The organism is Sanguibacter hominis ATCC BAA-789, from assembly GCF_012396185.1.
Classification (GTDB): Bacteria; Actinomycetota; Actinomycetes; order Actinomycetales; family Cellulomonadaceae; genus Flavimobilis; species Flavimobilis hominis.
The window spans coordinates 134,754-158,067 of record NZ_JAAXOW010000004.1; the positions used below are offsets into that span (position 1 = coordinate 134,754).

Annotated in this window: 20 protein-coding genes; 16 read left to right on the forward strand and 4 right to left on the reverse strand. The window is 73.4% G+C overall.

The genetic code is table 11. The features are described 5' to 3' along the window. Positions 1–7 precede the first annotated feature (7 nt). The 3 genes from HF995_RS12020 to mshD are packed head-to-tail and all read right to left on the reverse strand — an operon-like array spanning position 8 to position 4,395. Entirely contained in the window at positions 8–1,072 is a 1,065-nt protein-coding gene (locus HF995_RS12020; RefSeq protein ID WP_350308881.1) for an NUDIX domain-containing protein, read from the reverse strand. After that, positions 1,069–3,354, reverse strand: coding sequence for an RNA degradosome polyphosphate kinase (locus HF995_RS12025; protein ID WP_168448171.1), 2,286 nt, complete (start codon positions 3,352–3,354; stop codon positions 1,069–1,071). The genes HF995_RS12020 and HF995_RS12025 overlap by 4 nt, the downstream gene beginning before the upstream one ends. Positions 3,355–3,405: 51 nt before the next feature. Continuing rightward, positions 3,406–4,395: a mycothiol synthase gene (gene mshD / locus HF995_RS12030; RefSeq protein WP_168448049.1), complete on the reverse strand. Its 990-nt coding sequence runs from the start codon at positions 4,393–4,395 to the stop codon at positions 3,406–3,408. A gap of 127 nt (positions 4,396–4,522) precedes the next feature. On the opposite strand from mshD, the gene HF995_RS12035 reads away from it, so the two are divergent. The 8 genes from HF995_RS12035 (at position 4,523) to HF995_RS12070 (ending at position 16,945) form a co-directional block, all read left to right on the forward strand. After that, a complete protein-coding gene (locus HF995_RS12035; protein ID WP_168448050.1) occupies positions 4,523–5,905 on the forward strand; it encodes an efflux RND transporter periplasmic adaptor subunit in 1,383 nt (460 codons plus the stop codon). Beyond that, a complete protein-coding gene (locus HF995_RS12040; RefSeq protein WP_168448051.1) occupies positions 5,905–6,645 on the forward strand; it encodes an ABC transporter ATP-binding protein in 741 nt (246 codons plus the stop codon). The genes HF995_RS12035 and HF995_RS12040 overlap by 1 nt, the downstream gene beginning before the upstream one ends. Continuing rightward, positions 6,642–7,856 carry an ABC transporter permease gene (locus HF995_RS12045; RefSeq protein WP_168448052.1) on the forward strand — a complete coding sequence of 405 codons (1,215 nt, stop codon included), beginning with the start codon at positions 6,642–6,644 and terminating at the stop codon, positions 7,854–7,856. The genes HF995_RS12040 and HF995_RS12045 overlap by 4 nt, the downstream gene beginning before the upstream one ends. A gap of 32 nt (positions 7,857–7,888) precedes the next feature. Continuing rightward, the gene (locus HF995_RS12050) at positions 7,889–8,464 is read left to right on the forward strand and encodes a hypothetical protein (RefSeq protein ID WP_168448053.1); all 576 of its coding nucleotides are present in this window, start codon (positions 7,889–7,891) and stop codon (positions 8,462–8,464) included. 269 nt (positions 8,465–8,733) lie between these two features. Continuing rightward, the gene (locus HF995_RS12055) at positions 8,734–10,119 is read left to right on the forward strand and encodes an NAD-dependent malic enzyme (protein ID WP_168448054.1); all 1,386 of its coding nucleotides are present in this window, start codon (positions 8,734–8,736) and stop codon (positions 10,117–10,119) included. Between the two features lie 53 nt (positions 10,120–10,172). Beyond that, positions 10,173–11,018 (forward strand): formate/nitrite transporter family protein, encoded by an 846-nt coding sequence (locus tag HF995_RS12060; protein WP_168448055.1) that lies wholly within the window; start codon positions 10,173–10,175, stop codon positions 11,016–11,018. Positions 11,019–11,363: 345 nt separating this feature from the next. Beyond that, positions 11,364–13,385, forward strand: coding sequence for an acetate--CoA ligase (acs, locus tag HF995_RS12065; RefSeq protein ID WP_210727454.1), 2,022 nt, complete (start codon positions 11,364–11,366; stop codon positions 13,383–13,385). A 113-nt stretch (positions 13,386–13,498) separates the two neighbouring features. Next, the gene (locus HF995_RS12070; protein WP_168448057.1) at positions 13,499–16,945 is read left to right on the forward strand and encodes a proline dehydrogenase family protein; all 3,447 of its coding nucleotides are present in this window, start codon (positions 13,499–13,501) and stop codon (positions 16,943–16,945) included. A gap of 10 nt (positions 16,946–16,955) precedes the next feature. On the opposite strand, the gene HF995_RS12075 is transcribed toward HF995_RS12070, so the two are convergent. Continuing rightward, a complete protein-coding gene (locus tag HF995_RS12075) occupies positions 16,956–17,759 on the reverse strand; it encodes an HAD family hydrolase (protein WP_168448058.1) in 804 nt (267 codons plus the stop codon). Positions 17,760–17,922: 163 nt separating this feature from the next. Here HF995_RS12075 and ssd point away from each other — a divergent pair, with 163 nt between their 5' ends. The 8 genes from ssd (at position 17,923) to HF995_RS12115 (ending at position 23,233) form a co-directional block, all read left to right on the forward strand. Continuing rightward, positions 17,923–18,762, forward strand: coding sequence for a septum site-determining protein Ssd (ssd, locus tag HF995_RS12080; protein WP_168448059.1), 840 nt, complete (start codon positions 17,923–17,925; stop codon positions 18,760–18,762). Continuing rightward, positions 18,759–19,976, forward strand: coding sequence for a TadA family conjugal transfer-associated ATPase (locus HF995_RS12085; protein ID WP_168448060.1), 1,218 nt, complete (start codon positions 18,759–18,761; stop codon positions 19,974–19,976). The genes ssd and HF995_RS12085 overlap by 4 nt, the downstream gene beginning before the upstream one ends. Next, positions 19,973–20,680, forward strand: coding sequence for a type II secretion system F family protein (locus tag HF995_RS12090; RefSeq protein ID WP_168448061.1), 708 nt, complete (start codon positions 19,973–19,975; stop codon positions 20,678–20,680). Before HF995_RS12085 ends, HF995_RS12090 begins: the two co-directional genes overlap by 4 nt. Next, entirely contained in the window at positions 20,677–21,321 is a 645-nt protein-coding gene (locus HF995_RS12095; RefSeq protein ID WP_210727455.1) for a type II secretion system F family protein, read from the forward strand. Before HF995_RS12090 ends, HF995_RS12095 begins: the two co-directional genes overlap by 4 nt. Before the next feature lie 132 nt (positions 21,322–21,453). Then, complete coding sequence (locus HF995_RS12100; protein WP_168448062.1) at positions 21,454–21,771, forward strand: DUF4244 domain-containing protein; 318 nt, start codon at positions 21,454–21,456, stop codon at positions 21,769–21,771. After that, a complete protein-coding gene (locus HF995_RS12105) occupies positions 21,768–22,127 on the forward strand; it encodes a TadE family type IV pilus minor pilin (RefSeq protein ID WP_168448063.1) in 360 nt (119 codons plus the stop codon). The genes HF995_RS12100 and HF995_RS12105 overlap by 4 nt, the downstream gene beginning before the upstream one ends. Further along, on the forward strand, positions 22,124–22,519 hold the full coding sequence (locus HF995_RS12110; protein WP_168448064.1) for an Rv3654c family TadE-like protein: 396 nt from the start codon (positions 22,124–22,126) through the stop codon (positions 22,517–22,519). Before HF995_RS12105 ends, HF995_RS12110 begins: the two co-directional genes overlap by 4 nt. 60 nt (positions 22,520–22,579) lie before the next feature. Continuing rightward, the gene (locus tag HF995_RS12115; protein WP_168448065.1) at positions 22,580–23,233 is read left to right on the forward strand and encodes a maleylpyruvate isomerase family mycothiol-dependent enzyme; all 654 of its coding nucleotides are present in this window, start codon (positions 22,580–22,582) and stop codon (positions 23,231–23,233) included. Positions 23,234–23,314 lie beyond the last annotated feature (81 nt).

Consider the following 23,314-nt stretch of genomic DNA (forward strand, 5'->3'; position numbering starts at 1 on the left):
GTGACGCTCAGGAGACCCCGGCCTTCGCCGTGAGGATCGCCTGGTGCAGGTGGCTCTGCGAGCGCTCGACGGCGACGACGCGCGGGCCGTCGCGGTGGTCGGCGACGTGGGCGATGAGCAGCTCGCCCGGCTTGAGGTACGGGTCCTGCGACGGCAGGTCGGCGCGGACCGCCTCGCGGGTGCGCGCGGAGAGGGCTCGCACGACCGTCGGGAGCACAGGACGGTGCGTGCACATCACTGCCGAGCGCGGCTCCTTGAGGAGGCGGTCGACGACGGCGGCGACCTTCCGCGGGGACGTCTCGTGAGCGAGCTCCGTCAGGTCGAAGCTCAAGCCCGACGCGAGGCCCGTGGCGCGGGCGTAGGGCGCCATCGAGTCGGCGCAGCGCAGCCAGTGCGACGTCGTGATCGACACCGCGCCGTATGCCGCGAGGATCGGGACGAGCGTCGCGGCCTGCAGGTATCCCGCTGGGGTGAGCGGCCGGTCCTCCTCGGTGCCCGCCCACGCTGCGCGCTTGCGCGCCCTTGCGTGCCGCGCCACGACGAGCGCGCGCGTGTCGAGGCGGCCCTTCGCGTGCGCGTGCACGAGCGCGTCGAGAGGTTCGCGGTCCGCGGGGCGTGTGAGGCGGCGTCGGGCATCGTCGACGCCGAGCCAGCACGCCTCGTCGATCTCGGCGGGGTCCACGGCTGGCACGGGCGTGCGCGCGCGCAGCGCAGGCGCGTCCTTGTCGGTCGCGCGTCGTGCGGCCCAGTAGTGCACACGCTTGAAGCGCCCCTCGGGCGTCTTGTACCGCAGCATCGGCAGCGGGATCCCGAGGACGATCGGCTTGCCGGTCTCCTCCGCGACCTCGCGGACCGCGCACTCCCGCAGCGTCTCGCCCGGGTCGAGCTTGCCCTTGGGCCACGACCAGTCGTCGTAGCGGGGGCGGTGGATGAGCTGGACCTGGAGCTCCCCCTTGCGGACGCGCCACACGAGCGCGCCGGCGGCCTCGATCGCGTGCCGGTGCGAGCTCTCGCCCGTGTCGACGAGGCTGCTGCCGCTCGGGACGTGTCCCTGCGTCGACAGGCGGCTCACCGCCCGAGCCCGAGGCGTCGCCGCTGGCGCTGGATGAGCACTGCCTGGATGTCCTGGAGCGGCTCACCGTCGGGGCCGGTGTGGCGGTGCTCCCACGTGCCTGCGGCGTCGAGGACCCAGGACGCGGTCGAGTCGTCCATCGAGGCGTCGAGCAGCGCGATGAGGTTCTGCACCTGCTCGGGGTCGGCGATGGACACGAGCGCCTCGACGCGACGGTCGAGGTTGCGGTGCATGAGGTCGGCGGAGCCGATGAAGATGTCCGGGACGCCGTCGTTCGCGAACGCGAAGATGCGCGAGTGCTCGAGGTAGCGGCCGAGGATCGACCGGACCCGGATGGTCTCGCTGAGCCCGGGCACGCCTGGACGCACCGCGCAGATGCCGCGGACGACGAGGTCGACCTGGGCGCCCGCCTGCGAGGCACGGTAGAGCGCGTCGATCGTGGCCTCGTCGACGATCGAGTTCACCTTGATCTTGATCCACGCGGGCCGTCCGAGGCGCGCGTGCTCCGCCTCGCGGTCGATGCGCTCGATCAAGCCGGTCCGCACGGAGCGCGGCGCGACGAGCAGACGGTGGAACTCGGACTTGGGCGCATACCCGGAGAGCTGGTTGAACAGCCGGGTGAGGTCCTGGCCCACGTCCGGGTCGCACGTGAGCAGGCCCAGGTCCGTGTACTGGCGGGCGGTCTTCGGGTTGTAGTTGCCGGTGCCGACGTGGCAGTAGCGGCGCAGCCCGTCGGCCTCCTGCCGCACGACGAGAGACAGCTTGCAGTGCGTCTTGAGCCCGACGATGCCGTAGACGACGTGCACACCCGCCTGCTCGAGCTTGCGCGCCCAGGAGATGTTGTTCTGCTCGTCGAAGCGAGCCTTGATCTCGACGAGCGCGAGCACCTGCTTGCCGGCCTCGGCGGCGTCGATCAGGGCGTCGACGATCGGCGAGTCGCCTGAGGTCCGGTAGAGAGTCTGCTTGATCGCGAGGACCGACGGGTCCGCCGCGGCCTGCTCGAGGAACGTCTGCACGGACGTCGAGAACGAGTCGTACGGGTGGTGCAGCAGGATGTCGCGGCGCTTGATCGCCGCGAACACGTCCGTCGGCTTCGCCGACTCGACCTCCGCGAGGTAACGGTGCGTCGTCGGGACGAAGCGCGGGTACTGGAGGTCAGGTCGGTCGATGTCGGCGATGAGGTGCAGGCCCGTGAGGTCGAGCGGCGCGGTGAGCTCGTACACCTCTTCGGGCTCGACGCCGAGCTCCCGCACGAGGAGCTTGCGGATGCGTGGCGTGATCGACTCGGTCAGCTCGAGGCGCACCGGCGGGCCGAAGCGTCGCCGCAGCAGCTCCTTCTCCATCGCCTGCAGGAGGTTCTCGGCGTCGTCCTCCTCAACCTCCACGTCCTCGTTGCGGGTGACGCGGAAGCTGTGGAACTCGAGGATCTCCATCCCCGGGAAGAGGTGGTCGAGGTGCTGCGAGATGACGTCCTCGAGCGGCACGAACGACGTGCGCTCGCTGCCCTCTGCGCCGGTCTGCGCGCCGGGCGCAGAGGGGCGGCCGCGGGAGTCGACGGCGATGAACCGGGGGAGCAGCGGCGGCACCTTGACGCGCGCGAAGTGCTCTTTGCCGGTGCTCGGGTTGCGGACGATGACCGCAAGGTTGAGCGACAGCCCCGAGATGTACGGGAACGGGTGCGCGGGGTCGACGGCGAGCGGGGTGAGCACCGGGAAGATCTGCTTGCGGAAGTACTTGTGCAGGCGGTCCTGCTCCTGGGTGGCCAGGTCCTCCCAGCGCACGATCGTGATGCCCTCGTCAGCGAGGGCGGGCTTGAGGTCGTCGAACACGCGAGCGTGCCGGGCCGCGAGGATGTGCGCGTGCTCGGCGATGCCCTCGAGCACCTGGCGCGGCGTCTGCCCGGACGCAGAGTTGACCGCGATGCCGGTCGCGATGCGGCGCTTGAGGCCGGCGACGCGGACCATGAAGAACTCGTCCAGGTTGGACGCGAAGATCGCGAGGAACCGCACGCGCTCGAGGAGGGGCAGGCCGGGGTTCTCGGCGAGCTCGAGGACGCGCTGGTTGAACGCGAGCCAGGACAGCTCGCGGTCCGCGAAGCGGTCGTCGGGGAGCGGGACGAGCTCCGGCGTGCGCTCGCCGCCCTGCTGCTCGGGCTCCGCGATGTGCTCGGCGATGTGCGCGGCGAGTTCAGGGTCGAGCGGGATCGTCGGCACGCCGGGGGCGCGGGCCTCGCCCGGAGCGGGAGCGCTGGCGGGGGCGGCTGGTCCGGTCGCGTCGTTCATGCTGCTCATCGTGGCACCTCGTGGTGACGCCGCGCGACCGCCTGAGGGCGCTCAGGCGCGCGTCGACCGCATGCGGACGCTGCGGGCCGTCGTCTCGAAGCCGGCCCGCAGGTAGGTCGCGACGGCGGGGACGTTGTCCGCGTCGACATAGAGGAACGCGCGGGGCAGTCCGCGCGCCGCGACGTGCGCGAGCCCGACGGCGGTCAGCAGGTGCCCGTAACCGCGCCCCTGCGAGTCAGGGTCGACACCGACGACGTACAGCTCGCCGCCGCTCTCGTCGACGACCTTGACCCACACGAAGCCCGCGAGGGCTCCTGAGCCGGCGTCCTCGAGCAGCAGGAGGTCCTCGGCGCGGAACCAGGGCTCCTCGAGGCGGGCCTGCAGGTCGTCGCGCGTGAGGCGGCCCTGCTCGGGGTGCGTGGCGAAGGACCGCGCGTTGACCGCGAGCCACGCGTCCTCGTCGCGCCCGACCTCGAACGAGCGCAGCCGGGTCCCCATCGGCAGGGCGGGGTACTCGACCGCGGCCTCCGTCGCGGGCTCGACCGGAGCGCCACCGCCCGGGAGTACCGTGCCGACGGCAGGCTCGACGTCGCGCGACATGACCCACAGCTCGCGGGCAGGCTCGAGGCCGCGCGCAGCCGCGAACTCGAGGGCCTCGGGCAGGTTGCCGTGCGCCCACACGGAGAACGCGCCGGGTGTCGACGCCGCGGCGTGCCTCCCCGTCGCGGCGGGGACGTCGCGTGCGACGTCCGCGACCGCGTCGAGCAGCGCGGTGCCGATGCCGCGACGGCGCAGCTCGGGCGCGACGACGAGCTCGGCTGACGGCTCGTCGCCGCCGACGTCGACCTGCGCGTAACCGACCAGCGCGCCTGCGCCGTCGTGCGCGAGGACGTGGACGACCGGCGCCTGCGCGGACAGCCAGAGGAGCGTCTGACCGGACAGCGGCGCGGTGCCGTCCTGCTCCTCGGCGCGCCCGGCGAGGGAGCGCACTGCGGTGGCGTCGGCCGTGTCGAGGCTCTTGTGGACGAGGAGGATGTTCACCCGTCCAGTCCACCACGGTGACGTCGCACGCGCGACGGCGTACCCCCGGCATCTGGCCCACGGTGGTCACAGGCCAGGCACAGGCTCGACCTACAGGCGTCCCAGGTGCGGGCGTGACGCTCGTGCCATGACCTCACGCAGACGCCTGTTGATCAACGCCGCCCTCGTGGCGGCCCTCGTCCTCGTCGGCACCGGGACATGGTGGTTGCTGCGACCAGGCGACGGTCAGAGCGCCGACGCTGCGACGGGGGCGGTGCGCACCGTGACCGCGCAGCGCGCCGATGTCACGGCGACGATCGCCGCGCAGGGCAACCTCGGCTCGGCGAAGGTCACGGACGTCTCGTTCGCGACGTCGGGCACGATCGCGTCGATCGACGTCGCCCTCGGCGACACCGTCACGAAGGGCGACCTGCTCGGCACCCTCGAGGACGACTCGGTGCAGGACTTGATCGATGCCGCGCAGGACGCCGTGACCGAGGCCAAGGCGCAGGTCGCGACCGCGAGGCTCAACGTCACGTCCGCGAACGAGGCGGTGACCGAGGCGCAGGATGCGCTCGCGGCCGCGAAAGAAGCGGCCGCAGCTGCCGAGAAGGAGGCGAAGGCGAGCCCGACCGTCACCTCGTCCGGTGCGGGCACCAGCAGCGCGGCGCCGACCGGGACACAGTCCCAGGTGACGTCCGCGAAGGCCCAGCGCTCCTCCGCCCAGGCCAACCTCACGAAGGCCCTCGCGACGCTCGCCGACGCGCAGGCGAACCTCGCCGACGCGCGGGCCGCGCTCGACGACCTCACGCTCACGTCACCCGTGACGGGCGTCGTCACCGCGGTCACGGGCGCCGTCGGGCAGTCGACAGGCGCTGCCACGTCCGCAGCGTCGGGCGCGTCGGGCGCTGTCTCCGGCGCCAGCACCTCGAGCGCGTTCGTCACGATCTCCTCGCTCGCGAGGATGCAGGTCGCTGCGACCTTCGACGAGGCCGACGCCGCGAGGCTCGAGGTCGGTCAGGCCGCGACCGTCACGTTCCCCGCGGTCGACGACGTCACCGCCGAGGCCACGGTCACGGCGCTCGACCCCGTCGGCACCACGTCAGGCTCTGTCGTGACGTTCGGCGCGACGATCACCCTCGACGCCGTCCCCGACGGCGTCCGCCTGGGACAGACCGCCTCCGTGACCGTGACGACCGAGAGCGCGACCGACGTCGTCGCGGTCTCGAGCCAGGCCGTCGAGGTCTCGACGACCACCGACGGCGTCACGACCGGCAGCGTCACCGTGCAGGCGACCGACGGCAGCACCTCCGTGCGCTCCGTCGAGATCGGCGTCCAGGGTGACTCCCTCACCGAGATCACGTCCGGGCTCACCGCCGGCGAGACGGTCGTCGTCTCCGTCGACACCGAGGTCGGCACCGCCACGACGAGCGAGCAGCGGGGCGGCTTCCCGGACTCGGGGTCCTTCCCCGGGGGCGTCCCGGGCGGTACCGGCGGGTTCACCGGCGGCCAGCTGCCGGGAGGCAACTGATGAGCACCGTCCTGGAGCTGCGCGGCGTCAGCCGCGTCTACGGAGAGGACCCCACGTCGCAGGTACGGGCCGTCGACAGCGTCGACCTCGTCGTCGAGCAGGGCGACCTCGTCGCCATCATGGGCGCGTCCGGCTCCGGCAAGTCCACGATGATGAACATCCTCGGGTGCCTCGACGTCCCGACGGCCGGCACGTACCGGCTCGACGGCGTTGACGTCGCGATGCTGACCGAGAACCAGCTCGCGGCCGTCCGCGGGCGGCGCATCGGCTTCGTGTTCCAGTCGTTCAACCTGGTCCCCCGCATGACGGCGCGCGCGAACGTCGAGCTGCCCATGGTCTACGCGGGTGTCCGGCCGCCCGAGCGGCGCACGCGAGCGCAGGCGGCGCTCGAGATCGTCGGGCTCGCCGACCGCGCCGAGCACGAGCCGAACGCCCTCTCGGGAGGCCAGCAGCAGCGTGTCGCGGTCGCGCGCGCCCTCGTCAACGCACCGCGCCTCATCCTCGCGGACGAGCCCACCGGCAACCTCGACTCTCGGTCCACCGAGGAGGTGCTCGACATCTTCGGGCGGCTCAACGACGCCGGGGCGACGATCGTGCTCATCACCCACGAGGACGAGGTCGCGGCGCGCTGCCGCCGGGTCGTGCACATGCGCGACGGCCGGATCGTCGCGGACGACCGCACGGACGACGGCCTCGACCAGCCGCGACCGCGCCGCGAACCTGCGGGGGTGGCCCGGTGAACGCGTGGGACGTCACCCGCAGCGCCCTGCGCGGCATGGCCGCCAACCCGCTGCGGTCGGTGCTGACCCTGCTCGGCGTGCTCATCGGCGTCGGCTCGGTGATCCTGCTCGTCGGTGTCGGCAACGGGTCCGCCCAGGCGGTCACCGACCAGATCCGTGCCCTCGGCACGACGACGATCACGGTCCGCTCGTCGTCCGGCGGGGTCCCCTCGGGGGCGGTCCGCGACCAGACGTTGACCCTCGACACGGTCGCCGCGCTCGAGCAGTCGATCGCGTCCGGCGGCTCGCCGCACCTCGCGTCGGTCGTGCCGCAGGTGACGTCCTCGGCGACCGTCGCCGTGGACGCGCTGAGCGCGAGCGCGCAGGTGGTCGGCACGAGCGCCGGCTACTTCGACGCGACCGCTTCCCCGGTCGCGCTCGGCACGGGCTTCACCGCGAACGACGAGGAGCTTGCCCGGCGCGTCGTCGTGCTCGGCGCCGAGATCGCCGAGACGCTGTTCGGCGACGACGACCCCGTGGGTCGCACCGTCGTGGTCGGCTCCACGCCTTACGTCGTCAACGGCGTCATGGCGGCCAAGGACTCGGCGGGGACGTCCTCGACGAACGACCTCGTGGTCATGCCGCTGAGCCGCATGCAGCGCACGATCTCGGGCTACGGAGGTCTGTCGACGATCGTCGTCGACGCCACGAGCGCCGACGACGTCTCCGCGGCCGTCATCGAGACGACCGTCGTGCTGCGCGACGCCCTCGGCGTCACCGCGGGCGAGGACGACCCGTTCACGGTCTCGAGCCAGTCCCAGCTCTTGTCCACCGCCGGCTCTGCGACCAGCACCTTCACGTCCATGCTGACTGCGGTCGCCGTCCTGTCGCTCGTCGTCGGCGGGATCGGCGTCACGAACATCATGCTCGTCACCGTCACCGAGCGGACCCGCGAGATCGGCATCCGCAAGGCGCTCGGGGCGCGCCGCGGCGCGATCCTCGGACAGTTCCTCACCGAGGCGACCCTGCTCTCCCTGCTCGGCGGCGCGCTCGGCGTGCTCGCGGCGCTCGTCGGGTCGCGCTTCACGATCATGGGCATCGAACCCGTGATCGTGCGGTCCTCCGTCGTCCTCGCTCTCGCCGTCTCCCTCGGCGTCGGCGTCCTCTTCGGCGGGTATCCCGCCTGGCGCGCGGCGGCGATGCGCCCCGTCGACGCCCTGCGCCACGACTGAACCCCACCACCTCATCGACACCTGGAGCTGACATGACTCACGAGAACCCCGCTGCCGCCACGACACCCGGCACGACCCCCGAGGCGCTGCTCGCCGGGGAGCCTCAGACGCTGCCTGACGGTGGCCGCATCGTCTTCACGAAGCACAGACGGTCGACGGTGACCACGGTGCTCGGTGCCGTCGTCGCTGGCGCCGTCCTGTTCGCGGGCGGCGTGCTGACCGGCACGGCTCTCGGGGGCGACGACACCGGGCGTGGTCCCGGTGGGAGCCAGGCCGGGGCGTTCCCGCAGTCGCGCGGGGACCTGCCGGACGGCGCGCTCCCGGACGGCGGGACGCCCACCGCGTTCCCCGGCGCGACGAGCGGCGAGATCAGCGCGATCGGTGACGGGACGCTCACCCTCACGACGGCCGACGGCACCGAGGTCACGGTGACGACGTCGGACGAGACCGCGGTCTCCCTGGTCGACGACGGCGAGGTGTCGAGCCTCGCGGTGGGCGACGCCGTGAGCGTCACGGGGACGACGGAGGACGACGCCGTGACGGCGTCGAGCATCCTCGTGGGCGACGTCGCCGACCTCGTCGGTGCAGGCCCCAAGAATCCACGCTAGGTGTTGGCAGATGAAAAGACCAGGGCCTGAGAGCCTTGATATTCCGCCATTCTCGGGGCCAGAATGGAGTCATAACAGCACAGAGGAACAGGCGGAACCCACGCGCGATCAGTCCACGCATAGGACCTGTGAACGGGGCCGCTGCTCTCGACACAGCACACTGCACGCTTGATAACCCCTGTTCCTGCTGACCGGACGGCGTCCCGCTTGGGGCGCCGTTCGCGTGTCCGCGTCTGGCTGGCGCCGCAGGCCGCGAGCACAATGAAGCCATGAGCCCAGCGCCGAGCGTCTCGTCGTCCATCACCGCGCGCCTCCACGTCGAGGCGAGGCCGACCGTCGTCAGCGAGCTGACGACCGTGATCGAGCACCAGGGCGGCCTCGTCACCGGCATCGACGTCACCGAGTCCGGCTCCGCCCGCATGACCGTCGACGTCACGTGCGCGACGAGCGGCGACGCCCACGCGCAGCGGATCGTCGAGGCGCTGCGCCACGTCGCAGGCGTCGAGGTCGACCGGGTCTCGGACCGCACGTTCCTCCTGCACCTCGGCGGCAAGCTGCGCATCGAGCCGACGACCCCGATCCGCAACCGCGACGACCTGTCGATGATCTACACGCCCGGCGTCGCGCGCGTCTGCGAGGCGATCGCCAAGGAGCCCGCCGACGCGCGGCGCCTGACCATCAAGCGCAACACCATCGCCGTCGTCACGGACGGCACCGCCGTGCTCGGGCTCGGTGACATCGGGCCGCTCGCCTCGCTCCCCGTCATGGAGGGCAAGGCCGCGCTGTTCAAGCGGTTCGCGGGGATCGACGCGTTCCCCGTCGCGCTCGACACGACCGACGTCGACGAGATCGTGCGGACCGTCAAGGCGATCGCCCCCGTGTTCGCGGGGATCAACCTCGAGGACATCTCGGCACCACGCTGCTTCGAGGTCGAGCGGCGGCTGCGCGAGGAGCTCGACATCCCCGTGTTCCACGACGACCAGCACGGCACGGCGATCGTCGCGCTCGCGGCGCTCATCAACGCTCTGCTGGTCGTGGGCAAGGAGCTCGAGTCGGTGCGGATCGTCCTGTCCGGTGCTGGCGCGGCCGGGACCGCCGTGCTCAAGCTCTTGCTCGCGGCAGGAGCGAAGGACGTCGTCGTCGCGGACATCGACGGCGTCGTCCACACCGGCCGGCCAGGGCTGACGGAGCAGCTGCGGTGGACGGCCGAGCACACGAACCCGCGCGGGCTCACCGGGACGCTCAAGGCCGCCATGGCTGGCGCAGACGTCTTCATCGGCGTCTCCGCACCCAACGTGATCGACGCCGCCGACGTCGCGACGATGAACGACGACGCGATCGTCTTCGCGATGGCCAACCCGGCCCCGGAGATCGACCCTGTCGAGGCCGCGAAGCACGCGACGATCGTCGGCACGGGCCGCAGCGACTTCTCGAACCAGATCAACAACGTGCTCGCGTTCCCCGGCGTGTTCCGCGGCCTGCTCGACGCTGAGTCGTCGCGGATCACCGACGACCTGCTGCTCGCAGCGGCGCGCGCGCTCGCCTCGACCGTGCACCCCGACCAGCGCAACGCGACCTACATCGTCCCGAGCGTGTTCAACCCTGACGTGACGACCGTCGTCGCCGAAGCGGTGGCGAACGCGAGCCGGGCCTGACCGCAGCCCGAAGGTCCCACGAATCTGGCCCGGTCGCCCCGCATCGTGGAGACGTGCTGAGCATCGACGAGACCATGGCCTACCAGGCGCAGTCGGCGGCCACCAAGGTCGCCTTCACCCGCCGCCCCATCGCATACACCGTGCAGTCGATGCTCGCCGGGTCGTACATCGGCATCGCCGTCGTGCTCATGGTCTCCGCAGCGGGGCCCTTCCTCGCAGCAGGATCACCCGCGACAAAGCTCGTGCAGGGACTCGTCTTCGGCGTCGCGCTGACCCTTGTCTTCACGGCCGGCGGCGAGCTCGTCACCTCGACCATGATGACGATGACGCAGGGTGCGTACTCTCGCGCCATCAGCTGGTGGGAGGGCGGTCGCACGATCCTCTTCTGCTTCTTCGGCAACATGCTCGGCGCGTTCGCGTTCGGCGGCATGGTCCACCTCACCGGTCTCCTGGACCGGTCCACCCCGGCCGGCGCGATGCTCGCCGGCATGCTCGAGGGAAAGTCCCACGAGGCGATCCCTGAGCTCTTCTGGCGCGGCGTGCTCTGCAACATGCTCGTCTGCCTCGCCATCTGGTCGAGCGTGCGGCTCACGAGCGAAGGCGCGAAGCTGTTCACGATCTTCTGGTGCCTGCTCGCCTTCATCACCTCCGGGTTCGAGCACGTCGTCGCGAACATGACGTCCTTCGCCGTGGGGCTCATGGCGGGGCTCCCCGAGACGTCGTGGGCAGAGTTCGCGCGGAACATGACCGTCGTCGGTCTGGGCAACCTGGTCGGTGGTGCCGTCGTGGTCGGGCTCGCCTACGCGGTCAGTGCCTCCCGCGACCGCGCGCCGCAGCCGCAGGTGACGGTCGAGCCGCCTGTCGAGAGCACGGAGACCGGCACCGCCGCGCTCGTCTGACCCGCGTCTGAGAAGCACCTTCACCCGCCAGGTCCTGGTCGCAGCCGACCAGGACCTGGCGGGTCTTTGTCCCCGGGTGCGCCGGGAGAACCCGTGCGGCCGTCGAGACGCCCAAGAGCCGCAGCTTCCCGCCGATCACCGGGGTCGCCGACGCCGCCCAGTCGTCGTCGTCCGCGTCCGTCGCCCTCGCGGGCTCGACCGACGAGCTCGCGAGGCTCGCCGAGGACCTCCGTGCGCAGGTCGGGATGTTCAGGCTCTGACGGACGCGCCCGGTGTGTCGGGGTCTAGACTCCCGACAGGGACCTAGGTCCCGACGCACCAACGACGATGCGCACCGGAGGACCGATGACGACCGACGAGACTCCCGCCCAGGACCAGCAGGGCGCCCCGGCGCACGAGCCGGGCCTCGAGAACCTGCTCCACGAGACGCGTTCCTTCCCGCCGTCGCGCGAGTTCGCCGCGCAGGCCAACGTCCACAAGGACGCGTACGCCTGGGCCGCTGCCGACCGCGTCGCGTTCTGGGCCGACCAGGCCCGCGAGCGGCTCTCGTGGCGCAAGCCGTTCACCGAGACGCTCGACTGGTCCGGCGCCCCGGTCGCGCGCTGGTTCGCCGACGGCACGCTCAACGCCTGCTACAACGCCGTCGACCGGCACGTCGCGGAGGGTCGCGGCGACCGCGTCGCCCTGCACTTCGAGGGCGAGCCCGGCGACACCCGCACGCTGACGTACGCCGACCTGCAGCGGGAGGTGTCACGCGCCGCGAACGCGCTCGCGTCCCTCGGCGTCAGCGCCGGGGACCGTGTCGTCATCTACCTGCCGATGATCGTCGAAGCGGTCGTCGCGATGCTCGCGTGCGCGCGCCTCGGCGCGCCGCACTCCGTCGTCTTCGGCGGCTTCTCCGCAGACGCGCTGCGCTCCCGCATCCGCGACGCGGAGGCGAAGGTCGTCATCACCGCCGACGGCGGCTTCCGCCGCGGCGCGGCCTCCGCGCTCAAGCCTGCCGTCGACGACGCCCTCGCCCCGCGCGACGGCGAGGAGACCACGGTGACGAACGTCGTCGTCGTCCGCCGCACCGGTCAGGACGTCACGATCGAGCCCGGCCGCGACCTGTGGTGGCACGAGCTCCTCGAGACGGCCGACGTGCTCCACGAGCCCGTGTGGGTCGACGCCGAGCACCCCCTGTTCATCCTCTACACCTCCGGCACCACCGGTAAGCCGAAGGGGATCCTGCACACGACCGGCGGGTATCTCACGCAGGTGGCGTTCACGCACCACGCCGTGTTCGACCTCAAGCCCGAGACCGACGTCTACTGGTGCACCGCGGACATCGGCTGGATCACCGGCCACTCGTACGTCACTTACGGACCGCTCGTCAACGGCGCGACCCAGGTCATCTACGAGGGCACGCCCGACACCCCGCACCAGGGCCGCTGGTGGGAGATCGTCGAGAAGTACAAGGTCACGATCCTCTACACCGCGCCGACCGCGATCCGCACGTGCATGAAATGGGGCGACGAGATCCCCGGTCGCTTCGACCTGTCCAGCCTGCGCGTGCTCGGCTCGGTCGGGGAGCCCATCAACCCGGAGGCGTGGATGTGGTATCGCCGCGTCATCGGCGGCGACCGCACACCGATCGTCGACACGTGGTGGCAGACCGAGACGGGCGCGATCATGATCTCGCCGCTGCCCGGCGTGACGGAGGCCAAGCCCGGCTCCGCGCAGGTGCCGCTCCCGGGGATCGCAGCGACGGTCGTCGACGACGAGGCGCACCCCGTGCCCGACGGCGGAGGCGGCTACCTCGTGCTCACCGAGCCGTGGCCCGCGATGCTGCGCGGCATCTGGGGTGACCTCGAACGGTTCAAGGACACGTACTGGTCCCGCTTCCCGGGCATCTACTTCGCTGGTGACGGCGCCAAGAAGGACGAGGACGGGGACATCTGGCTCCTCGGCCGCGTCGACGACGTCATGAACGTCTCGGGGCACCGGCTGTCGACGACCGAGATCGAGTCGGCGCTCGTGTCGCACGAGGCCGTCGCCGAGGCAGCGGTCGTGGGCGCGGCGGACGAGACGACCGGTCAGGCCGTCGTCGCGTTCGTGATCCTGCGCGAGGACGCCGCCGAAGCGCTCGGAACGCAGGACCCGGACCAGATCGTCGAGGTGCTGCGCAGCCACGTCGGGAAGGAGATCGGACCGATCGCGAAGCCGCGCAAGATCCTCGTCGTGGCCGAGCTGCCCAAGACACGCTCGGGCAAGATCATGCGCCGCCTGCTGCGCGACGTCGCCGAGAACCGTACGGTCGGCGACGCGACCACGCTCGCAGACTCCTCCGTCATGGACCTCATCTCGCAGGGCCTCTCGAAGTCTTGAGCCGGGCGCCAGCAGGGCGCCCGGGCGTTCCTCCGTCAGACGCACACCCCGCGCGGCCGGGCACCCACGCAGATCAGGGAGCGGCGGCAGCCTCCCAGCGGCATGATCAGAGGATGCGGACCTTCGACGACCTGGTCCCGGACGCTGAGGCTCTCGCCCGCGCCTGGATGCACGCCGCGCAGGAGGGGGCGGCCGCCGAGACGACGCGTGAGCGGCGCACCACGCGCCGTCTCGCGCGGCTCGTCGCCGACCCGGACGGTCTCGAGCTCGCCCTGCGCTTCGTCGATCGCGTCGTCCGCCCGCGCGACGACGCCGTCGCCGCGCGTGAGCTCGCGAGGCTGCGCGGTCGGCCGAGCACGTTCCTGTCCGTCGTCGACCGCACCATGCTCGGAGCGGGCGCGCTCACGGCACCCGCACTGCCGCGCCTCGTCGTCCCGGCCGCGCGGGCGCGGCTGAGAAGCCTCGTCGGGCACCTCGTCGCCGACGACGGCCCTCGGCTGGGCGAGCAGGTCGCGCGGCTGCGCGACCAGGGGTTCCGCGTCAACGTCAACCTCCTCGGCGAAGCCGTGCTGGGCGAGCAGCAGGCGCGCGAGCGCGCCCGCCGCCTCCTCGAGCTGGTGCGCCGCCCGGACATCGACTACGTCTCGGTCAAGACGTCGTCGGTCGTCCCGCAGATCTCGACGTGGGACACCGCGGGCTCACGCGACCGCGTGCTGCGCAGGCTGCGCCCGGTCGCGCGCGCCGCGGCCGCAGACGGGACGTTCGTCAACCTCGACATGGAGGAGTACCGCGACCTCGAGCTCACCCTCGAGGTGTTCGAGGCGCTCGCCGACGACCCGGGCCTCGCGCCGCTGTGCCTCGGCGTCGCGCTGCAGGCCTACCTCCCGGACGCGTCGGACGCGTTCGAGCGCGTCGCCGCCATCGCCCGCCGTCGACGTGCAGCCGGTGGAGCGCCCGTCAAGGTGCGACTCGTCAAGGGCGCGAACCTCGCGATGGAGCACGTCGAGGCGGAGCTCCACGGCTGGCAGCCCACGCCGTACCCGACGAAAGCCGACGTCGATGCGTCGTTCCTCGACCTCGTCGACCGCGCCCTCGCACCGCGCCACCACGGCTGCCTGCGGGTGGGCGTCGCGAGCCACAACCTGTTCCACGTCGCGCTCGCCCACCTCGTCGCGGTCGAGCGCGGCGTCACGGACCACATGGACGTCGAGATGCTACAGGGCATGGCGCCCGCGCAGGCGCGCGTCGTGCGTGAGGCGACCGGGAGCGTGCTGCTCTACCTGCCCGCGGTCGCGCCGGAGGACTTCGACGTCGCGGTCGGCTACCTGGTCCGGCGCCTCGAGGAGAACGCCGCCCCGCAGAACTACCTGCACGCCGCGTTCGGCTCACCCGACGCGATGGCGGCGCAGGCGGAGGCCTTCCGCGTCGCGGTCGCCCGCCGCAGCGAGGTCGGCCGCACCCCGCGCCGTCTCGCGCCGCCGGAACCGCCAGGGGCGCACCCCGCGCACCCCGCGCACCCGGCGCACGCCGCCCACCCCGACCGTGAACCGTTCCACAACGCGTCCGACGCCGACCCTGCGCTCCCCGGGACGCGTGCCCGCGCGGCGACGCTCGTCGACGGCGACACCGACGCCCGGCTCCTCGCGAACCTCCCCGCCGCGACGTACGTGCTCTCTCCCGCGGACGTCGACGAGGTGCTCGCCCGCGCGACGTCGGTCAGCTCGGCCTGGGCCGCCGCCGCGCCGTCCGTGCGCGCCGCCGTCCTGCGCGACGCCGCGAACCGGCTCGAGGACCTCCGCGGCGACCTCACCGCGACCGCCGTCCACGAGGCAGGCAAGACCGTCGCCGAGGCCGACCCCGAGGTGAGCGAGGCGGTCGACTTCGCCCGGTACTACGCGCTCGCCGCCGAGGCGCTCGAGGACGACCCCGACGCGACCTTCGAGCCCGACGGCGTCACCCTCGTCACGCCGCCCTGGAACTTCCCCGTCGCGATCCCGTGCGGATCCGTCCTCGCGGCGCTCGCTGCCGGGTCAGCGGTCGTCGTCAAGCCGTCGCACGTCACGCCGCGCTGCACGCAGGTCGCGATGTCCGCCGTCCGCGACGCCCTCGAGGCGGCGGGCTTCGAGGCGGACACCGTCCAGGTCGTGCTCGCCCTCGAGGGCGAGGTGGGGCGTGCGATCGTGACGCACCACGACGTGGCACGCGTGATCCTCACCGGGTCGATCGACACGGCTCGCACGTTCGCGGGCTGGCGGCCGGACGTCGACGTCCTCGCCGAGACGTCAGGCAAGAACGCGATCGTCGTGACGCCGTCGGCCGACGTCGACGTGGCCGTCACCGACGTCGTGCGGTCGGCGTTCGGGCATGCCGGGCAGAAGTGCTCGGCCGCGTCCCTGCTCATCCTCGTCGGCTCGGCGGGCACGGACGACCGGCTGCGGCGCCAGCTCGCCGACGCCGTGACGTCGCTCCGCGTCGGGTGGCCGACCGACCTCGGCACGGCCGTCGGGCCGCTCACGACGCCCGCGGAGGGCAAGCTGTGGCGCGCGCTCACCACGCTCGAGGCGGGTGAGTCGTGGCTCGTCGAGCCGCACCCGCTCGACGTGCCTCCCGCCGGGCTCGCCGAGGGACGCTGCCGCCTGTGGACGCCCGGCGTCCGCTCGGGCGTCCAGCCCGGCTCGTGGTTCCACCGCACCGAGGTGTTCGGGCCTGTGCTCGGCGTCGTGCGCGTCGCGACGCTCGACGACGCGATCGACGTGCAGAACGCCGTCGCGTTCGGGCTCACCGCCGGGCTGCACAGCCTCGACGAGGAGGAGATCGCCCGGTGGAAGGACCGCGTCGAGGCCGGGAACCTGTACGTCAACCGGCACACGACGGGGGCGATCGTGCAGCGGCAGCCGTTCGGCGGGTGGAAGGAGTCGGTCGTCGGACCGGGCGCGAAGGCGGGCGGGCCGCACTACGTCGCCCAGCTCGGCCGCTGGCACGACGCCGAGGGAGTCCCCGACCGTGGGGCCGAGCCCGAGGCGTGGCTCCAGCGGTCCCTCGCGTCCGACGAGCGTGTCTGGGCCGAGCGCTTCTCGCGCGAGCACGACCCGAGCCGGCTCACGGTCGAGAGCAACGTCCTGCGGTACGTCCCCGTACCGGACGCGGTCGTGCGCGTCGGCGCAGGCTCATCGGCTGTCGAGGTGCGTCGCGTCGTCGCGGCGGCCGAGAGGTGCGGTGTGCCCGTGACCTTGTCGGTCGACCCGGGTTGGGGCGAGCTGCCCGCCGAGGTACGTCCTGCGGACGGTGCCGGGCACGGCGCCCGGACCGTGCGCGACGTGCGCGTCGAGGATGCTGACCGATTCGTCGACGCCGTCGCGCGCGGGTCTGTGCACGGTCGGGTGCGGGCTCTCGGTGAGACGCCCGGGCTACGGGCCGCCGCGGCGCCGTGGGCGGGCCGGACGACCGTGCTCGACCGTCCGGTCGTCGCGTCGGGCGAGCGTGAGCTGCTCGCGTTCTTGCGGGAGCAGGCCGTGTCCACGACGCTCCACCGTCACGGCCACGTCCCGGCGGTCCGCTGACGGGTGAGTCTCAGCGCCGGCGGCGGCGGGAGACCGCCCACACGATCGCGACCGCCGCAGCGAGGGCTGCAGCTCCGGCGACGGCCGACGTCGTGCGTGAGATGAAGGGTCGCAGCGCGACGGGACGCGAGAACGTCAGGTTCCCCCAGCCGTTCTCTGCCGCCTCACGGCGCAAGGCGCGGTCCGCGTTGACCGTGAACGCGTGCCCGACCGCCGACAGCATCGGCACGTCCGTGATCGAGTCGGAGTAGGCGTACGACCCGTCGAGGTCGTACCCGCGACGTTCGGCCAGCTCGCGGATCGCGAGCGCCTTGTTCTCCCCGTACGCGTAGAAGTCGATGCCGCCCGTGTAGCGGCCGGCGACGACCTCCATGCGGGTCGAGATGACGTGGTCGGCGCCGAGCGCCGCCGCGATCGGCTCGACGACCTCCGCGCCGGACGCGGAGACGATGACGACGTCGCGGCCCGCCGCGTGGTGCACGGCCATGAGCTCGACGGCCTCCGCGTACACGTACGGGTCGATGAGGTCGTGGAGCGTCTCGGCGACGATCTCCTCGACCTGGGTCACGTCCCAGCCGGTGACGAGCGAGGAGATGTTGGCGCGCATGCGTTCTGTCTGGTCGGCGTCGGCGCCGCCCAGCATGAACAGCAGGTGGGCGTACGCGCTGCGCAGCATCCCGCGGCGCGAGAGGAGGCCGCCGGCGAGGAAGGGGCGCGAGAAGGCCGAGACCGACGACGTCGCGATCACGGTCTTGTCGAGGTCGAAGAACGCCGCGGTCGGCGGCGTCCGTCGTGCTGGCTGACGGGCGTCCACCTGCCGAGCGTATCGGGTCGGTCGGAGCGGGTCGGTGCCGCCCACAGTCCTGGTGTCGGACGCCGGAGCCCGCACGTCCGGTCCCGCCCTGGGCGCCTGAACCCGCCGCGACCGAACCTGGCCGGTGTGCCCGTGCGGGCACGCTTCAGACGGGAGGCGGTCGATGCGGGGCTGGGCGGACACGGCGGGGAGGGACCCGCGGGGAGAAGCAGCCGGGCCTGCGGTGCGCGAGGCGGTCGTCGGGGTGTGCGGCGCACGTGGCGGCGCGGGCGCGAGCGTGCTCGCGGCCGCGCTCGCACGAGCGCGCCACCGGCGCGGCCCGCACCCGGCGGTGCTCGTCGACCTCGACGACGCCGGGGGAGGGATCGACGTCCTCCTTGGCATCGAGGACCAGCCGGGCATCCGCTGGCCCGACCTGCGTGACGCGCGCGGCGACGTCCCCGCGCGCGAGCTCGTCGGGCTCCTGCCGCGCTGGGGCGACGTGCCCGTCCTGTCGGTCGACCGCACGCGACGGGAGCCGGTCGACGACGACGTGCGCCGCGACGTGCTGAGCGCTCTGCGCCGGGAGGCGGCCCTCGTGCTGGACCTCCCGCGCCCGGTGCCCGATGCCCCGGCGTGGGGCGGCGACGAGTGCGACGCCGTGCTCGTCGCGGCGCGCAAGGACCTCCCCACGGTCGCGGGGGCGCTCGGCGTGGTCGCGCGGGCGAGAGCAGGCGGCGCGCACGTCGCGCTGGTCGTGCGCGGCCGCGCCCCCGCAGGGCTGACGGCGGCGCAGCTCGGTGCGGCGCTCGACTGCCCCGTCGCCGCCGAGATGAAGTCGGAACGGGCCCTCGCAGCGGCCGTCGAGCGTGGCGTCGGGCCGTGCGGGGCGCGGCTGCACCGCGCCGCAGTCCGGGCGCTCGACCACGTCGCTGCGTCGGCGCCCGTCCTCGGCGATGCCGTCCGGGGGCCCTGGCCCACCCGCACGGCCGCAGCGGAGCTCACGTCCGGCAGGATCGCGTGACGCGGCCGGCGGTCGACGCGACGCTCGTCGCAGACGTCCGGGCGCGCCTCGGTGCCGCCGCGCGCGACGGTGAGAGGGCCGACGTCGGCCGGCACGTCCGGGACGCCCTGCGCAGCCGCGGCGCCGTGCTCGGCAGCCGTGCGCTCGAGAGCGTCGTCGCCGACGTCCGCGCGCACGTCCTCGGCGCCGGACCGCTCCAGCCGTTCCTCGACGACCCTGCCGTGACCGACGTCCTCGTCAACGGGCCCGCTGAGGTGTGGGTCGATCGCGGCGCGGGCCTCGACCGGGTCCACGTCGACCTCGGCGGGCCGGCGGCGCTGCGCGAGCTCGCCGTGCGCCTCGCCGCCGCGGGCGGGCAGCGGCTCGACGACGCATCCCCGCTCGTCGACGCGCGCCTGCCCGACGGCACGCGGTTGCACGCCATCATCGAGCCTGTGTGCACGTCCGGGGCGCTCATCTCGCTGCGCGTGCTCCGCAGCGCAGCGCTCGGCATCGACGCGCTCGACGCGGCCGACGCGTTCCCGCCCGGGGCCCGGGCGACGCTCGAGGCCCTCGTACGGGCGCGCGCGAACGTCCTCGTGTCCGGCGCGACCGGGACCGGGAAGACGACGCTGCTCGCCGCCGTCCTCGCCCTCGTCCCGCCCGAGCAGCGCATCGTGTGCATCGAGGAGGCGCGTGAGCTCGCGCCCGTGCACCCGCACGTCGTGCACCTGACCGCGCGACAGGCGAACGTCGAGCACGCGGGCGAGGTGACGCTCTCCGCGCTCGTGCGGGCCGCGCTGCGGATGCGGCCCGACCGCATCGTCCTCGGAGAGTGCCGCGGCCCCGAGGTGCGGGACATGCTGCTCGCGCTCAACACCGGCCACGAGGGCGGTTGGGCGACCGTGCACGCCAACTCGCCGGGCGACGTCCCCGCGCGGCTCGACGCGCTCGCTGGCCTCGCGGGCATGACGTCCGCGTCCATGGCGGCGCAGGCCGCGAGCGCGCTCGACGCCGTCGTGCACCTGCAGCGGCGCGGACGGCGGCGGGAGGTCGCAGGGATCGGGGCGGTCGTCCGCGACGGTGACCGTCTCGTCGTCGAGGACGCCCTCACGTGGGACGACGGTGCGCCCGTGCGCGGGCCGGGGTGGGACGGGCTCGTCGCGCGGCTCGGCCCGCCGAGCCTGGTGGGCCTGGACGATCCGGTCGTGGCTGCGGTGCGGGGGATCGCGTGACCGCGCTCGCGTCGATCCTCGTCGCAGTCACGGCGGCGCTCGTGGCGTGGTGCCGACGCGGCTCGGCGGCGCGGATCGACGGCGTGGCACGCCCGCGTGCCGTGGGTTCGTCGTCGCGCGACCGTCGCGGCGGCGACGCGGGCGTCCCGCTCGACCGGCTCGTCACGGAGGTCGCGACGATGCTTCGGGCGGGAGCGCCGCCTGCCTCGGCGTGGGCGCGCGTGGGCGTGCTCGCTGACATGTCCGGGGTTCCGGACGCCCAGGCGCTGAGGGCACGGTGCGCGGACGGCGCCGAGCAGGGGTGGGCGCGAGTTCTCGCCCGCTCCGCGCGCGCTCCGTCCCCCGACCGCCACGTCGTGGGCGTGGTCGCGGGGTGCCGCGTCGCCGCGGACGTCGGAGCGTCGCTCGCCCCCGTGCTCGACGGCGTCGCTGCCGCGGTCGTGCGCGCCCGTGAGGGCGAGGCGCGCCGGGCGGCGGCGCTCGCGGGCCCTCGAGCGACCGCGCGGCTGCTGGGCTGGCTGCCCGTCGGTGGGCTCGGCGTCGCCGTGCTGATGGGTGCGGGCCCCGGTTCGTCAGGAGCCGGGCAGGGCGTCACGACGGTGGCCATCGGGGCGGGTGCGCTGCTCATGCTCGCGGGTCGAGCCTGGACGCGGCGGCTCGTCCGCGAGGCTGCGGGAGCCCGGGGACGACGGGTGTCGTCGTGAGCGCGGTGACCATCGACCTCGTGCTTGCGGTCGTGGTCGCTGCGGGGCTCCTCGCCGCGGTGGTGCCGTGGCGGGGGCTCGAGACGGGGCGGCGGCTGCCGCTCGTCGCCGCGCCCGGGTGCTCCGACGTGGCGGGCGGGGAACCTGCGGCGGAGCAGGCCGAGGAGGTCGACCTCGGCGTCGTCCTCGAGCTGTTGGCGGTGGCGCTGCGCGCTGGCACGTCGCTACCGCGGGCGATCAGGGTCACGGGTCAGGCCGTCGCGGGAGCCGACGGCGCGAGGCTTGCCCGTGCGGGGACCGCGCTCGAGCTCGGAGCCTCGTGGGACGAGGCGTGGCACGGCCTCGCCGACACAGGCGCGCGTGCGCGCCCGCGCCTCGGTCGCCGGCGGACGGCCGACGACCGCGTCGTCGCGCTCGTACGCGACTGCCTGCGCCCGGCCTGGGTGGACGGGGCGGCGCCGGGCCCTCTCCTGCACGCGGCTGAGGCGCGCCTCGCGCACGACGACGCGACTGCGGCGCAGGTTGCCGCGGAACGTCTGGGCGTGCGCCTCGTCGTGCCGCTCGGGACGTGCCTGCTCCCCGCGTTCATCTTGATGGGGCTCGTGCCGGTGGTCGTGGCTCTCGGGCAGGGACTTCTGTGACAGCTCCCGTCCACAGGCGCGGCCGCCGCGCATCGACCGCACGCGGACGGGTGCAGCCGGAGCGGCGCCGCCACGTGCCGGCGCAGGCTCGGAGCGCGGCCGACCGGCCGCGACGGATCGACGGAGGAACCCATGACCACGATGACCAGCACGATCGCCGCGCCGGGAAGGCCCGCGAGCTGTCCGACCGCCCCGAACGGCGCCCTGCGCGAGCGAGCCCGCCGCGAACGGCACGGACCCGCCCGGCTCGTGCGGCTCGCGCCACGGGCCAGGGCTCGGTGGGCGCGGACCGTCGTGCGCGGGCGCGACGCCGGCCTCGCGACTGCCGAGTACGCAGTCGTCCTGATCGCGGCGGTCGGCTTCGCCGGCCTGCTGCTCGTGATCCTCACCTCGAGCGAGGTCCGCGGGCTGCTCCTCGGCCTCGTCCAGAAGGCCCTGGCAGTCGGATGAGCAGGTCGCCGCGGCCGGCGGTCGCACCCCGTGGGGACTCGGGCGTCGTCACGGCGGAGCTCGCGGTGCTGCTCCCGACGGTCGTGGTCCTGCTGCTCGTGCTGCTCGTCGTCGGGAACGTCGGGATGACACGGCTGCAGGTCGCCGGCGCCGCGCGTGCGGGGGCACGCGCGGCGTCGCTCGGCGAGGACCCGGCTGCCGTGACGACCGCGGCCCGCCGCGTCGCGGGCGACCGCGCCGCAGTCATGACCGGTGAGGACGAGGGCTGGCGCACCGTGGAGGTGAGCCGCGACATCGGGACGTCCTGGTTGTCGTTCCACGTCAGCGCCTCGTCGACCGCATGGGTCGAGCAGTGAGCACCGGCCAGGCCGGGAGCGGGGACGAGGGATCGGCCGCGGTCCTGGTCGTCGCCCTCCTCGCGGTCGCAGCGGCGCTCGTCGCTGCGGTCGCGATCCTCGCGGGAGCGCACACCGCGCGGGCAGACGCTCAGACTGCGGCAGACCTCGCCGCGCTCGCGGCAGCGCAGCGCCACGCGGTTGCTCGCTCCGGGGCTTGCGAGACGGGGAGCGAGGCGGCGACGCGCAACGGAGGTCGTCTCACCAGGTGCATCGTGGCAGACGACGGTAGCGTCACGGTCAGCGTCGAACGTGACCGTGGCGGTGCCTCGGGAGCATTCGGTGCGCGGTCGGTGGAAGCGACAGCCCGCGCAGGGCCGTCCTGGCTGCTGGCCGCACGTGCCGCCCCGTGATCGGGGGTTCGGCCGACCCGGCGCGTCCGCGCCACCGTCGACACGAAGCAGGGGAGACACATGAGGACCGATGACCGAGACCGCCTCTGGGGCCTGGTGCACGCGGAACGAGCCGCGCTCGCAGACGACCTCGCCCGGCTCGAGCCGGAGCAGTGGCACCACCGCACCTTGTGCGGGCGGTGGGACGTCGAGGACGTCGTCGCGCACTTGGTCGCGGCCGCGCTGACCGGTCGCGGCCGCTGGATCCGGAGCATCGTCGGCGCGAGGTTCCGCACCGACGTGCACAACCAGAGGCGACTCGACGAGCACAAGGGCCGTGACCCCGAGGAGACGTTCGCGCGGTTCCGCGCGGCGGTCGACAGCACGATCGCCCCGACAGGTCATACGGCGGCCTACCTGGGCGAGGTCCTCGTCCATGCGCAGGACATCCGCGAACCGCTGGGCCTGCCGCGGCGTCCGAGCGTCGAGGCGCTCACCCCCGTCGCGGAGTTCTTCGCGAAGCAGGACTTCGCCGTCTCGAGCCGAAAGGTCGCCGCAGGCCTGGAGCTGGTCGCTTCCGACGGGCCGTTCCGCGCAGGCGCCGGGCCTCGCGCCGAGGGCAGCACGCTCGCGCTCGTCATGTCGATGGCAGGGCGGGACGCTTACCTCGACGAGCTCGAGGGGCCGGGGCTCGAGGACCTGCGGGCGAGGGTGTCTGCAGGTACAGGTAGCTGAGGGTCGAGAGCCGAGCCTCGAGGAGCGGGGCCGGGCTGCGCGGCGTCGTCCGCGCCTGACGCACGACGAGATGTCAACCCG